Origin of the sequence: Devosia geojensis (assembly GCF_000969415.1) — a bacterium.
GTDB lineage: Bacteria > Pseudomonadota > Alphaproteobacteria > Rhizobiales > Devosiaceae > Devosia > Devosia geojensis.
In genome coordinates, this window is record NZ_JZEX01000087.1 from 77,158 (window position 1) to 90,734 (window position 13,577).

Genomic DNA, 13,577 nt, shown 5'->3' on the forward strand with positions numbered 1-13,577 from the left:
GATCAGGAGGGCAAGAAGGCCGCGGCGAGACGCTTGATCGCCTCAATGTTGCGCGGCCCGGGCGTCGCTTCGACATAGTCGAGCACCACGAAGCGGTCGTTGACCACGGCCGGGATGTCCTTGAAGGCCGCGTTCTCTCTCATGAAGGTGATCTTTTCCTCGGCGGTGACCTGGCCGTAGTTGACGATCACCACCACGTCCGGATTGCGCGCGATGACCGGCTCCCAGCCGACCTCCAACCAGCTCGATTCCACGTCGTCCATGATGTTGATGCCGCCCGCCGCTTCGATGAGTGCCGTGGGGATGGCATAGCGGCCGGCGGTGAAGGGTTTTGCTTCGCCCGAGTCGTAGACGAAGACCTTGGGCGCGGTTTGCGCAGTTGGCAGGCTGGCGATGAAATCCGCCAGTTCCTGCCTGTAGTCTGCAATCAGCGCCTCGGCCCTCTCCTCGACGCCGAATATCCGGCCGAGGTTGAGGAGGTCGTTGTACATGTCTTCCATGGAAGCCTTGGGCTTTTCCATGATGTGGATGCAGCTTTCGGTGAGCTCGTAGACCTTTATGCCGAATGCGGCGAGCGTGTCGGGCGTCACCTCGCCGCCGACCCGCATGCCGTAGTTCCAGCCGGCGAAGTAGAAATCGGCGTCGGCGCCCAATAACACTTCCTTGGTGGGGTAATCGGGGGAGAGTTCGGGCAATGCGCCGGTGCTCTCGCGCAGCCGTTCGTCGAGCTTCACCCACTCGGAGACGCCCGTATAGCCGGCCATACTGTCGGCAAGGCCGAGCGCCAGCATCATCTCGGTCAGGTTCACGTCGTTGGAGACCGCCCGCGTCGGCGGCGCCTCGAAAGTCACCTGCCGATTGCAGCTTTCGACGGTGACCGGGAAGGCGAGGACAGATGCGGTAGTGGCGGCCAGCAGGGCAGGCGCGAGAAGGGCGGAAGCGGGACGCACGATGATCTCCGTTATGCGTTGCGGTCGAGATGGAAGGAAAAGCGGGGGCGACCGGTCGCGGGATGCGCGTCGATGACGACCCCGACCGCGAAGGTCTGGCTGATGGTCGCGGGGGTGAGCACATCGAGCGGCGCGCCGAAATGCACCTGACGGCCCTGGTCGATGACCAGCACCCGGTCGGCATGGGCGCAAGCGAGCGCCAGATCGTGCAGCGACACGACGACGGTGATGGGCAGGCTCGAAAGCAGCGCCAGCACTTCGAGCTGGTGGCGGATGTCGAGATGGTTGGTGGGCTCATCGAGAATGATGAGGTCGGGCTTCTGCACCAGCGCGCGGGCGATCATCACCCGCTGCTTCTCGCCGCCGGAGAGGGTTGCGAAATCGCGCGCGGCGAGGGCCGTGAGGCCCATCATGGCGAGGGCGTCCTCGACCGGGCCGTAGACGTGTCCGGTCAAGCGGTCGAGATGCGGGGTGAGGCCAAGCTCGATGATCTCGGCGACGGTGAGGCCGAAATCGGAGGCCGGCTCCTGCAGCACGGTCGCCACGCGCCGGGCGAGCGCGCGTGGCCGCATGCCCCAGATGTCCTCGCCATCGAGGCGCACGACGCCCTTGTCCGGGCGGTGAAAGCGATAGAGGCAGCGCAGGAGGCTCGACTTGCCGGCCCCGTTCGGCCCGACGACGGCCAGCATCTGGCCGGGCTCGACCGTGAAGCCGAGGCGTTCGATGATCCTCCTTCGCCCCGGCCGGCCCCAGCAGAGGGATTCGACCGTGAGGGCGGCCGGCCTATCGCCGACGAGGCAACGCGCACGTTCCATCGGGAACCTCCGCCAATGGGCAGGAGATCCCGGAAGAACCGATCAGGCAACAAGCTGCGATATGGTGGTCGAGCGCCATTTTCGTTCCCTCGGCACACCCCGGCCGGGTTGAAATGAATGTCGAGGGCAGGTCTCCTGGCTCGCGGGTCGCCGCCGCATCCGGCCTTCCCAACCTTGCGGTCAGTGGCAGTTCGGATGCGGCTCTCCGCTTACAGTTGCGGGGGCAGCCACGGCATCGGTCCCTGTTGGGTACGCCTCACCGTGTTCCCTTTTCATCCCCTTGGCGCGAACCGTTGGGGAACCTTCAACGCCCCCGATAGAACGGATTCGCGCCTCGGGCGTCAAGGTTACCGCTGGCCCTGCCGATGTGAAGCCTGTCTAGCTCTCGCCTCCTGCCGACAATGCGAACCGGGCGAGCCTGCCCTGCTCGCTCAGCGCGGCAAGGCTCGCGCCGGCCGGCGAGAAGCTGAGGTGGCTGATCGGCTCGCCGTTCGGTTCCAGTAGCGGCAGCATCGCCCCATCCTCGGCGCGGCAGAGCCGGACGGCGCCATCCCGGTAGCCGAGCGCCAGCATCGGCGCGCCCGGATGCCAGGTGAGTGCGGTCACCTGCACGCCCCGTTTGCCGAGGGTGATGGCCGATGTGCCCATCGGTCCGTCCCGGCCGGCGAACGACCAGATGATCGCGCCATCGGCGCCCGAGGAGGCCAGGAGCCGTCCGTCGGCGGACCAGGAAAGAGAGCGGGGCTTGGCGGGATAGCCGGACATCGCCATGTTTGCCGCGTCCTTGACGCGCCAGCCATGGAGGGCGTTTTCGCTCATGACCGAGACCACGAACTTGCCGTTCGGGCTGAAGGTGACGCGGATATGCGAGCCCTTCCAGACGAGCCGCTGCGGCGCGCGCTTGGGATGGGCGGGATCGAAGAGGCTGACGCCGCCATAATGCGCCACGGCCAGGCTCGCGCCCTTCTGGTCGAAGGTGAGCGCGGCGGCGGTGGTCGGAACCTCGAAAGTGCTCGGAGTCCCCTCGCGCCAGACGAGCACTTCCTTGCCGATCCCGACGGCAACCACGCCCTTGCGCGAAACGGTGACCGCCTCGATCCAGCGTCCGGGCCGGGTCAGCATTTCCTCGCTTCCATCAGGCGTCGCGGCGCAAACGCGGCCGTCATCGCCGCCGGTCACAACTCGCTGGCGCGCGGGATCGGCGGCAATCGCAAAGATGGTGCCGCGGTGCAAATCGAGCGCGTTCAGCGCCTGTGCGCCGGCTTCGGCAAAGTGCAGTCGGCCGTCTCCGGCAGCGGCCACCAGGGTTTCGCCGAGCCAGGCGAGTCCGGTGCCGGGCGCGCCGAGCCGCCAATCCTGCGTCAGCGCGCGAATGCCCGCTTCCGGCGCCTCGATATCCGACATCATGCCCGGCACTGCTCGAAGCCCTCGCGCAAGGTTTCAACGGGCAGGTTGCGGCCGATAAAGACGAGCCGGCTCTGCCGCTTCTCATCGTCCTTCCACGGACGCTGATAGTCGCCTTCGAGCAGCATATGGACGCCCTGCACGACGAAGCGTTCGGGATTGTCCTTCAGGGCGATGATGCCCTTGAGGCGCAGGATGTCGGTGCCATAGGTCTGCGTCATCAGCCGCAGCCAGCCGGAGAACCTGTTGGCATCGAGCGGCTTGTCGCTGATGAGGGAGATGCTCGTCACATCCTCGTCGTGCTCGTGATCGTGCTCTTCGGTCAGGAAATCCGGCTCGATTTCGAGCACGCGCTTGAGGTTAAAGGCGTCGCGGCCAAGCACCTGGTCGAGCGGCAGATTGCAACGCTCCGCGTGCTGGATCGGGGCCATCGGATTGATCTTGCGGATACGCGCTTCGACCTCGGCCAGCTCCTGGGCCGTAACGAGGTCGGTCTTGTTGAGGACGACGAGGTCGGCGAAGGCAAGCTGCTCCTGCGCCTCAGGAGCCGTGTCGATCTCGCCGAGCACGTGCTTGGCGTCGACCACGGTGACGATCGCATCAAGCTTGGTGCGCTCGCGCACGTCCTCGTCGACGAAGAAGGTCTGTGCGACCGGCGCCGGATCGGCAAGGCCGGTGGTTTCGACGATTATGCCGTCGAACCTGTCGGCCCGCTTCATCAGGCCTTCGAGGATGCGGATCAAGTCGCCGCGAACCGTGCAGCAGATGCAGCCGTTGTTCATCTCGAAGATTTCCTCGTCGGCATTGACGATGAGATCGTTGTCGATGCCGACCTCGCCGAACTCGTTGACGATGACGGCGTATTTCTTGCCGTGCTGCTCGGAGAGGATGCGGTTGAGAAGGGTGGTCTTGCCCGAGCCGAGGAAGCCCGTCAGCACGGTGACGGGAGTCTGTGCGATCTCTGCTGATGCGGTCATGCTGGATGGTCCTTTCATAAGGGTCAGGCGCGCTTGCGCTGCGGCTTGCGTTGGAGCGTCAGGAGGAATTTTTCGAGCGAGGTCTCGTCGATGCCGTCGGCGATCAGGACAAGGCGCGTGCGCCGATCGTTGCTCGGCCAAGCCTCTAGCCGTATGGGCGGGTGGAAGATGTCCTGGACGAGGTGCACCAGGATCGGCCGGTCCGGATCGTCGTCGAGCGCCACCAGCCCCTTGAGGCGCAGGAGGCGCTTTCCGGCGGCGCGGCGCAGGATATCGATGAAGGCAAGGAGCTCGTTGGGCGAGACGAGCCCGTCCATGACCATGCTCTTGGTATAGATGCCCGAATGGCGCGCGAGGTTATCGACCGGCGCCTTGGCACGGGGCGCGAATGCGCGCACGATCGGGTTCTCGGCTGCAAGCCAGGCGGCGATGTCGCCGCCCGCCGGCGCGTAGGCGCCGGGCGCCAGAAGCAGCTCCGGCTGCGCCAGCGGATCCTGCACGTCGATGAGCCGCGCGCCCGGATTGATCCGCGCGACAAGGGCGTCGAGACCGCTGCGCCGCTCGGCCGCATCATGGCCGAGAAGATCCGATTTGGTCAGCGCGATGCGATCGGCAAAGGCAAGCTGCTTATGGCCGACGATGCGCTCCTCGACGGTCGCCTCGCCGCGCACCGCATCGAGCGTGGTGATGACGGAGGCGAGCGTGAAGAGCCGGCCGGCGATGCGGTAGGGCGAGGCCAGGAGCATCTGGTTGACGATCGGCGCCGGATCGGCAAGGCCGGTGGTCTCGATGACGACGCGCTCGATCCTGCCGGTCTTGCCTTCGTCCATGGCTTCGGAGAGGCGCGACAGCGTCGAGACGATGTCGTTGCCCGGCTCGCAGCAGATGCAGCCGGTCGAGGTCTCGGCAAAGCTCATGTCGTTGCCGTCGACTTCGATGAGATCATTGTCGATGGGCACATCGCCGTATTCGTTGACGATGACGGCGGTGCGCGGTCCGCCCGGAACCATCATCCGGTTGAGAAGGCTGGTTTTGCCCGAACCCAGGAATCCCGTGAGCAGGAAGACGGGGATGGGGCTCGACAAGCCCGGTTCCATGGACGTCACTGAACATCTCCGTTGCACGTCTCGCACAATCCGCGCATCTCGACCGTCACGCGCTGCGCCTTGAAGGCATGGCCCTTCGACCAGCGCTCGAGCCCCCGTTCGACCGAGGGCTCGAGGAACTCGGCCACCTGCCCACATTTGTCGCAGATGGCGAACGCCACGGGCTGTCGGCAGCGGCCGCCATGCTCGCAGGCGATGAAGGCGTTGAGGCTTTCGAGGCGGTGGACCAGGCCATAGTCGAGGAGCTTTTCAAGCGCCCGGTAGACCTGCAGTGGCGCCTTGATCCGATGACCCTCGATACGCTCGAGGATGGCATAGGCGCTCAGCGGCGTGCGTGCCTTTAGCAGGGCATCGAACACCACTTGCTGGTTGGCTGTCAGTACCCGCTCAATGAGCATCTGGAATCCGTCTTGCGTCGTAGAGTTCGTAATGTAATAACATCACCAACTTTCGTACTCAAGCGCTTCCAACCCCCAAAGGTCTCATGCCGGATGCATGCCTGACATTCACCGATCTGACGCTGGGTTATGGCGGCCATCCGGCCGTGCACCACCTTTCGGGCACGGTGCGCAAAGGGTCTCTCACCGCCGTCGTCGGCGCCAACGGCTCGGGCAAATCGACCTTGATGAAGGGGATCGTCGGCATGCTGGCGCCAATGACCGGCCGTTGCGTGGTGCAGCCGGGCATGCGCGTCGCCTATCTGCCACAGCAATCCGAGCTCGACCGCTCGTTCCCCGCCCGCGTCGCCGATCTGGTTTCGCTCGGCCTCTGGCCGAGACGCGGTCTGTTGGGGCGGCATAGGGCAGGGGACCGCGAAGCCGTGGCCAGGGCGCTGAGCGCCGTCGGTTTGGAAGGATTCGAGAGGCGGCCGATCGACACGCTCTCGGGCGGGCAGATACAGCGGGCGCTGTTCGCGCGCGTGCTGGTGCAGGATGCCGACCTGATCCTCCTCGATGAGCCCTTCAATGCCATCGATACACGCACGGTCGGAGACCTTGTGGAGTTGATCAAGCGCTGGCACGGCGAAGAGCGTACCGTGCTCGTGGTCGTCCACGATCTGGACCTCGTGCGTGAAAACTTCCCGCAAGCCCTGTTGCTAGCCCGGCGGCCGGTGGCCTGGGGCGACGCGCGCGAAACGCTCGCGCCCGAAAACCTCCTGAGGGCACGGCGGTTTCACGAGGCCTGGGACGAGGATGCGCCCTGGTGCGAGCAGGATCACGGCCATGGCGATTCGCGCGCCTGGGAGCAGGGGAGAGTGCCGTGAGCATCCTGCACGAGGCTCTCGTCGCGCCGTTCCTCGAATTCGGCTTCATGCAGCGCGCGCTGCTGGGCGCGCTGATGCTCTCGATCGGCGCCGGGCCGGTCGGCGTCTTCCTCATGCTGCGGCGCATGAGCTTAACGGGCGATGCAATGGCGCATGCCATCCTGCCGGGCGCTGCCGCGGGATTTCTCCTCTACGGGCTGGAACTGGTGCCGATGACCATCGGCGGCCTCGTTGCCGGTGCGGTGGTGGCGCTCGGCGCCGGCGCCGTGTCGCGCCTGACAGTGCAGAAGGAAGACGCGTCCATGGCCGCCTTCTATCTCATCGCGCTGTCGGTCGGCGTGGTGATGGTTTCCATGCGCGGCTCGAGCATCGATCTGATGCATGTGCTGTTCGGCACCGTGCTCGCCCTCAACGGCGATGCGCTCACGCTCATCGGGCTTGTCGCGGCCATCACGCTTACGACCATGCTGGTCTTCCGGCGCGCGCTGATCGCCGAATGCCTCGATCCGCTGTTCCTGCGGTCGGTGTCCCGCCTCGGTTCACCCGTGCATTTCATTTTTCTCGGGCTCGTCGTGCTGAACCTCGTTGCCGGTTTTCAGGCGCTGGGCACTTTGCTTTCGGTCGGGCTGATGGTGCTGCCCGCGGCTGCGGCGCGGTTCTGGGCCAACAGGGTCGAGACCATGTGCCTCATCGCCATGGCCATTGGCGTCCTCGCTTCGGTGTCGGGACTGCTGCTCTCTTATCATTTCAGTCTGCCATCGGGCCCGGCGATCATCCTCTCGGCGGGCTTAGCCTATGCGGTCTCGGTCCTCGTCGGCGCGCGCGGCCTGCTGACGACGCTGCGCCCCCACACCTCCCACCGCATTGCGTAACAAGGAACCCGTCCATGAACCGCTTCTCCAGGCTCACCTTCGCTTGTTCCGTTATATCGTTTGGCGTGCTTTCGGGCGCAGTCGCGCAGGAGAACAGGCTGCAGGTCGTCGCCACCTTCTCCATCATCGGCGATCTTGCCAGGCAGGTCGGCGGCGAACGGATCGAGCTCAAGACCCTGGTGGGTCCGAACGGGGACGCCCACGTCTACGAACCCAAGCCGGCCGATGCGATCGCCCTGGCGCGCGCCGATGTCGTGCTGGTGAATGGGCTCCTGTTCGAGGGTTTTCTCTCCCGTCTCGTCGAAGCGAGCGGCACCGCGGCGCCGATCGTCGAGCTGACGCAAGGCATCGATATCCTCGAGGATCCTGCGGGCGGGCACTACCACTTCGTCAACGGCGAGGCGGTCTTCCATGCCGCCCCTAACGATCCGCACGCCTGGCAGTCGGTCGTCAACGCCAAGCTCTATGTCGAGAACATCGCCGAAGCCTTCTGCGCCGCCGATGCAGGGGGTTGCGCCGACTACCAAGCCAATGCGGCGGTCTATTTCGACGAGCTGACCGCCCTCGACGAGGAGGTCCGGCAGGCGATCGCCGCCATACCCGAGGACAAGCGCGTGGTGGTCGTTGCGCACCACGCCTTCCGCTACTTCGAAGATGCCTACGGGATCACTTTCCTCTCCCCGCAGGGCGTTTCGACCGAATCCGAAGCATCGGCCGCCGATGTGGCGGGGCTCGTGCGCGAGGTGCGCGAGCGCCGCGCTTCAGCGGTTTTTGCCGAGAACATCTCCGACGCGCGCCTTGTCGAGCAGATCGCCGCCGAAGCCGGGCTGACGCTGGGCGGCACGCTCTTTTCCGACGCCCTGTCCGGACCGGAAGGACCGGCGTCGACCTATGTCGATCTCATCCGCGCCAACGTCGCCACCATCACGTCGGCCGTCACTGCCGACTGACTCGCCGCGGGGGGGCCGTGCGGTCCTGCCGCCTCTCTTCATCACCAACTAGGAGACCAATTCATGAAAAGATTGGCATTGGGCACCTCGGCCCTCGCCCTTATGGCCTGCTTCAGCGGCCTCGCTATGGCGGACGAGCACGTGACCGCATGGCGACTGTTCGTTTCCGATCACGCCGAACCAGTCGTTCATGTGATCGACGCGGTGGAAGGCGAGACCCTCGCCACCTTCGACATCAAGGGACCGGCTTCCCTTTATCGCAGCGACAGCGGCGAGGCGGTCTATGCGGTCCAGGGCGACGCGGATGTCGTGACGGCCATCAAGACCGGCATTGCCTTCCACGATCACGGCGATCATGCCGACATCGACGTGGAGGATCCGGCGCTGACCGGCGCCGAGATCATGGGCGACTACCCCGTCCACTTCGTCGAGCACGACGGCCACTGGGCGACCTTCTTCGACAAGGAGGGCGTTGCCCGAATCTTCAGCGAGCGCGATGCGCTTGCGGGGCACGCCGAGACCCGCGAGGTCGATTCCGGTGCGCCGCACCATGGTGTCGTCGTCTCCTATGGCAATTACGACCTCGTTTCCGAGCCGCACCCCGAGGATCCGTCCAACCTGCCCATCGGCATCAAGACGCTCGGCCGCGACGGCAACCAGGTTGGCGATCTCGCCGAATGCCCCGACCTTCACGGAGAGGCAGCCTCAGGCAATGTTCTGGCCTTCGCCTGCGCGACCGGTCTCCTGGTCGTCACCTCGGGTAGCGGCGGCGCCCCGTCGATCGAGCATCTAGCCTACGCCGATACCCTGCCCGAAGGCAAATCGACGACGCTGATCGGCGGCCGCGGTCTGCAGTACTTCCTCGGCAACTACGGCGCCGATGCCGTCGTGCTGATCGACCCGAGCGAAGAGAATGCCTTCCGGCGCGTCGAGTTGCCGACCCGCCGCGTCCACTTCGCCGTCGATCCGGTGCGGGCGCGCTTCGCCTATGTTTTCACAGAGGATGGGCGGCTGCATCAGCTCGACGTCATCGGAGGCGAAATCACCAAGTCGCTGGCCCTCACCGAACCCTACTCCATGGACGGCCATTGGAGCGATCCGCGCCCGCGCATCGCGGTCGCCGGCGAACATGTCGTCGTCACCGATCCGCTGGCTGGCAAGCTCCACCTCGTCGATGCGGTGACCTTTGAAGAGGACGGCGAGATCGATGTCGAGGGGACCCCATTCAATATCGTTGCCGTCGGTGGCACCGGCACGGCTCATGGTCACGCCGAGCGCGAGGAGCACGATCATGGCCATGAAGGCGATGCGCATGATCATGCGCATTCCCACGATCACGATGACCAGATTTACCAGGGCTATTTCGAGGACGACCAGGTAAAGGAGCGAGGACTGTCGGACTGGGCCGGGGACTGGCAGTCGGTCTATCCTTACCTGCAGGATGGAACGCTCGATCCTGTGATGGCTCACAAGGCGGAACACGGCGACAAGAGCGCCGACGAATACCGCGCCTATTACGAAATCGGCTACCGGACCGATGCCGGGCGGATCGCGATCGACGGCGACACGGTCACCTTCTATGAGCAGGGAGAGCCGATTGAAGCGCGCTATGCGAGTGACGGCTATGAAATCCTGACGTACGAGAAGGGTAATCGCGGCGTGCGCTTCATATTCGAGAAGACCGGGGGCGACGAGGCCGCTCCACGATACATCCAGTTCAGCGACCACAAGATCGCGCCGGAAGCGGCCGACCACTATCACCTCTACTGGGGCGATGATCGCGCCGCCCTGCTCGAGGAACTGACGAACTGGCCGACCTACTATCCGTCCTCCTTGAGTGCCGAGGAGATCGTGGCCGAGATGATGGCGCACTGACGAAGGCGGTCGCTGGAATAGTTTGTGCCCGGCAGCTCCGGCCGGGCACTATCCCACCATGCTTTGCCTCTGCGAAGCAGAAGGAAGGCGATCGGCGAATAGTCATGCGGACGGCATTCTCAGTTCCGAATGGACCAGCAAAATCAGCTGCGCGGCCGCGCACTGCTCCAGGCCGATCTTCATGGTCCGCTGCTTGATCGCCATGGCGGATGACATCTCGGTGTGGTCCAGTCGCTGATCACGAGTGCGCCGGGTCCTGCTCCGCCAGCCAAGCCTGAACACGCGGCGTCATCGCTTCGTTGGAGAGCGCCGCGACGATCAGCGACGTGTCGAGATAGAGCATCAGTATCCCACATCGATCGCACAAGATCGGCTGCACTCCGGAACTGGGGCGGCATCGCTGCCGTCAGCGTTTGAAGCAGCGCGGCATCGATCGGCTAGCGCGGTCTGGCGACGGTTGTGAGCCGCGCGACCGGCTTGCCGCGGCAGGTGATGTCGATCGAATGCTGCCCTTTCACTTATGACAACCCCGAAGACGAGGCTCGAATGGTTTTCGCTAGCAGAAACAACATCTTATGATAGGTTCAAATCATAGAGTAGGAGTGACGGAGGTCGCGCGCTGCTCGAAGACGTTAGCGCGCGACCAGTTCTCGGCGTCGATCACGCGGTCGTAGATCGATTACTGTTCCTTCTTGAACAAGTCCTGGAAGATGAGCGGGCCCCAGGTGCGGCCGCGTGCATGCACCAGCGTGCCGCCCTCGTTGAGCTTTCCCAGCGTGACCGGTGCGAACCCGAGTTGTTTGGCCAAGGCCGCCACGGGAGCGATCGCGTCGTCGTCGTCGCTCGACAGAAAGACGACCCGGTGCCCGCCCTCGACGATCGGATCGGCAGCCAGGGTGGCTGCGACCAGGTGATTGAAACCTTTCACGAACTTGGCGCCGGTGAACGCCTTCGCGACGAAGGCAGAGGACGGGAGGCCGTCCAGTTCTTCAGGGACGGGAAACGCGTTCGTCGCGTCGATGACCGTCTTGCCTTCCCAGCTCGGCAGGGCTTTTCGCAACCTCGCGATGCTCCCCGAAGGGGACCGCGAGGATGATCGTATCGGCCTCGAGCGCATCCCGCAGCGACCTGGCGACGACCGTGGGTCCAATCGCCCGAGCCTGCGGCGCCAGCGCCTCGGGTGGCCGGCGGCTCGCGACGGTCACGTCGATGTTTTTGCGGGCGAAGGCGTGGGCGAGGGCCTGGCCGATCTTGCCGAATCCTACAATTGCGTAGCTCATGATAGTTCTCCGATGCGTGTTGACAGTGATTCCCGGCCTTCAACGGCGCTGGGTAACCCGTTCTGCTGTATGGTGATCTTCACGTAGACGTCCCGTCGTGAACCATGGACATGCTGGTTCCCGCCGATCGGCCGCCTGCCGCGATCCGGCGCGAATTCAGATGGCCGAGAGGCCGCCGTCGACAGACAACTCCACCCCATTCACGAAGCTCGAATCGTCCGAAGCCAGAAACACCGCGACCGCCGCGATTTCCTCGGGACGCCCCATCTTTCCCCGCGGGATCACGGATTCGAACATCCACTTGGCTTCCTCGGTGAGAACCTGGTCCTGCATCGGTGTGTCGGTCGGCCCCGGGTGCAGCACGTTCACCCGGATATTCCTGTCCTTGAGTTCGTTGAGCCACCCGCGTGCGAATGCGAGCAACGTCGCCTTGCTCGCCGCATAGACGCTGTAGCCAGGAAAACCTTTGATCGCGGCAACCGACCCGGTCATGAAGATCGACCCGCCATCGTTGAACAGCAGCAACGCCTTCTGCACCGTGAACAGCGTGCCGCGCGCATTGAGGTTAAAGGCCGCATCGAAGTGCTGCTCGGTAATCTCGCCCAGTGGGGCGGCTTCGCCCATGCCGGCGCTCGCATAGAGGACGTCGATCTTGCCCTTTTCCCGCCTGACCGTGTCGAACAGACGGTCGAGGTCGTCGAGATTGGCCGCGTCGCCGCGCACGCCGGTCACGTTCCGGCCGATGAGCCTGACGGCCTCGTCGAGCACTTCCTGCCGACGGCTGGTGATGAAAACATAGGCGCCTTCTTCAACGAACCGCCTGGCGCTCGCCAGCGCCATGCCGCTCGATCCACCGGTGATGACTGCAACCTTACCTTCAAGCTTTCCCATGACTTCTTCTTTCAGATTTCGTCTTTGGTTGTTCGGGGATGCCCCCCGGGAGCCTGAAGATGGGTCTGCCGGTGTCAGGCGTTGAGTGCGCAAGCGCGCATATCGGTGGTGCGAAATCGATCCGGCTGAACGACTGACGCCCACCGCGACGATCGGTGTCCGCCGTTCGCAATTGGGTCCGCTCGAACTATGATGGCCGCCCGCACTGCTGTACGATGCGTTAGATGCGGGCTTGGAAGGCGCACCCCAGCGGTGCCGGATTGCACCATGATCGACTGGGATGACGTTCGCTACTTTCTTGCCGTCGCGCGCGGAGGCTCGGTGCGGGCGGCCGCCGGGCGGCTTGGGGTGAACCACTCGACCGTGCTGCGACGCATCGCCCAGCTCGAGGAACGCCTCGGTGCGCACATGTTCGAAAAGCTGCCTTCAGGCTACCGCCTGACGGCTGCGGGCGAGGAGGTCCTCGAGCTCGCCAACCAGATGGAAGCGTCGTCGCACCAGCTGGAGACGCGCGTCTTCGGACGCGACCAAAGCGTGCGCGGGCTTCTGCGGGTGACGTTGGCGCCGACCCTCGCGACACACCTGCTCATGCCGGACCTCGCCGATTTCGCGCTTCTGCATCCGGACATCGAGATGGAAATCCTGTCGTCCGGCGAGCTGGCAAATCTGACCAACCGAGAAGCCGATGTCGCGATCCGCATCGTTCACGACCGCAAAACCCTGCCGCTCAATCTTCACGGCCTCAAGGGACCGGATCTGTTCAGCGGCGTCTACATATCCCGCGATCGGCTGGCCGCGTGGCGCGCAGGTGCGCCGGATCCCGTCCGGTGGATCGTCATAAGCGTTCAAGGCATCCCGGACTGGGCACGCGAGGGGGAGGTTCGCAGCACAGGGGTTCCGTTCAGGACCACGGACGGCGAGGCGCAGATCGTTGCAGTGCGGCAAGGGCTCGGGATGACGACATTGCCGTGCTTCGTCGGAGATGCCGACCCCCTGTTGGCGAGGGGGCCGGGCACCGACCTGCACATGCATGGAACGCTCTGGCTTCTCACGCAGGGGGAGACACGCAAGACGAAGCGCGTGCAGCTTTTTACCGAGTTCGTATCCCGCAGGCTCGCCGCGTACGCTCCGCTGCTCGCGGGGCTGTCCATATCGCGCGACTGACGCGCGGGAGCTCGCCGGCGACGCTCGGA

At 64.8% G+C, this 13,577-nt stretch carries 12 protein-coding genes, 4 pseudogenes and 1 riboswitch; of the genes and pseudogenes, 6 read left to right on the top strand and 10 right to left on the bottom strand.

The genetic code is table 11. The annotated features are described in order from the left end of the window. Positions 1-2: 2 nt before the first annotated feature. The 6 genes from VE25_RS08420 to VE25_RS08445 form a co-directional block, all read right to left on the bottom strand. A complete protein-coding gene (locus VE25_RS08420; RefSeq protein WP_046108160.1) occupies positions 3-950 on the bottom strand; it encodes an ABC transporter substrate-binding protein in 948 nt (315 codons plus the stop codon). 11 nt (positions 951-961) lie between these two features. Further along, a complete protein-coding gene (locus VE25_RS08425; protein WP_046108161.1) occupies positions 962-1,765 on the bottom strand; it encodes an ABC transporter ATP-binding protein in 804 nt (267 codons plus the stop codon). Between the two features lie 108 nt (positions 1,766-1,873). Then, positions 1,874-2,086, bottom strand: a riboswitch (cobalamin riboswitch). Positions 2,087-2,143: 57 nt separating this feature from the next. Then, a complete protein-coding gene (locus tag VE25_RS08430) occupies positions 2,144-3,172 on the bottom strand; it encodes a WD40 repeat domain-containing protein (RefSeq protein WP_052731820.1) in 1,029 nt (342 codons plus the stop codon). After that, positions 3,169-4,146: a CobW family GTP-binding protein gene (locus tag VE25_RS08435; RefSeq protein ID WP_046108162.1), complete on the bottom strand. Its 978-nt coding sequence runs from the start codon at positions 4,144-4,146 to the stop codon at positions 3,169-3,171. The genes VE25_RS08430 and VE25_RS08435 overlap by 4 nt, the downstream gene beginning before the upstream one ends. A 23-nt stretch (positions 4,147-4,169) precedes the next feature. Next, positions 4,170-5,243, bottom strand: a complete 1,074-nt coding sequence (locus VE25_RS08440; protein ID WP_046108163.1) for a CobW family GTP-binding protein — start codon at positions 5,241-5,243, stop codon at positions 4,170-4,172. A 5-nt stretch (positions 5,244-5,248) separates the two neighbouring features. Then, positions 5,249-5,650 (bottom strand): Fur family transcriptional regulator, encoded by a 402-nt coding sequence (locus tag VE25_RS08445; protein ID WP_046108164.1) that lies wholly within the window; start codon positions 5,648-5,650, stop codon positions 5,249-5,251. An 86-nt stretch (positions 5,651-5,736) separates the two neighbouring features. Between VE25_RS08445 and aztA the strand changes: the two genes are divergently transcribed. The 5 genes and pseudogenes from aztA (at position 5,737) to VE25_RS23610 (ending at position 10,213) form a co-directional block, all read left to right on the top strand. After that, entirely contained in the window at positions 5,737-6,516 is a 780-nt protein-coding gene (gene aztA, locus VE25_RS08450) for a zinc ABC transporter ATP-binding protein AztA (RefSeq protein WP_046108165.1), read from the top strand. Beyond that, complete coding sequence (gene aztB, locus VE25_RS08455; protein ID WP_152664557.1) at positions 6,513-7,388, top strand: zinc ABC transporter permease AztB; 876 nt, start codon at positions 6,513-6,515, stop codon at positions 7,386-7,388. Before aztA ends, aztB begins: the two co-directional genes overlap by 4 nt. Before the next feature lie 14 nt (positions 7,389-7,402). Beyond that, the gene (gene aztC / locus VE25_RS08460) at positions 7,403-8,338 is read left to right on the top strand and encodes a zinc ABC transporter substrate-binding protein AztC (protein WP_046108166.1); all 936 of its coding nucleotides are present in this window, start codon (positions 7,403-7,405) and stop codon (positions 8,336-8,338) included. 126 nt (positions 8,339-8,464) lie between these two features. Continuing rightward, positions 8,465-9,574, top strand: a pseudogene (gene aztD, locus VE25_RS23605) (zinc metallochaperone AztD); the annotation flags it as partial. Further along, positions 9,569-10,213 carry a metal-binding protein ZinT gene (locus tag VE25_RS23610; protein ID WP_439328898.1) on the top strand — a complete coding sequence of 215 codons (645 nt, stop codon included), beginning with the start codon at positions 9,569-9,571 and terminating at the stop codon, positions 10,211-10,213. The pseudogene aztD and the gene VE25_RS23610, both read left to right, overlap by 6 nt. Positions 10,214-10,354: 141 nt before the next feature. Here the strand turns inward: VE25_RS23610 and VE25_RS08470 are convergent. The 4 genes and pseudogenes from VE25_RS08470 to VE25_RS08480 all read right to left on the bottom strand — a co-directional run. Beyond that, a pseudogene (locus VE25_RS08470) lies at positions 10,355-10,556 on the bottom strand (type II toxin-antitoxin system VapC family toxin); the annotation flags it as partial. Beyond that, a pseudogene (locus VE25_RS23310) lies at positions 10,555-10,731 on the bottom strand (type II toxin-antitoxin system prevent-host-death family antitoxin); the annotation flags it as partial. The pseudogenes VE25_RS08470 and VE25_RS23310, both read right to left, overlap by 2 nt. A gap of 161 nt (positions 10,732-10,892) precedes the next feature. After that, a pseudogene (locus VE25_RS08475) lies at positions 10,893-11,493 on the bottom strand (NADPH-dependent F420 reductase). 156 nt (positions 11,494-11,649) lie between these two features. After that, positions 11,650-12,384, bottom strand: coding sequence for an SDR family NAD(P)-dependent oxidoreductase (locus tag VE25_RS08480; RefSeq protein WP_046108168.1), 735 nt, complete (start codon positions 12,382-12,384; stop codon positions 11,650-11,652). Positions 12,385-12,651: 267 nt separating this feature from the next. Here VE25_RS08480 and VE25_RS08485 point away from each other — a divergent pair, with 267 nt between their 5' ends. Continuing rightward, the gene (locus VE25_RS08485) at positions 12,652-13,548 is read left to right on the top strand and encodes a LysR family transcriptional regulator (protein ID WP_046108169.1); all 897 of its coding nucleotides are present in this window, start codon (positions 12,652-12,654) and stop codon (positions 13,546-13,548) included. Positions 13,549-13,577 lie beyond the last annotated feature (29 nt).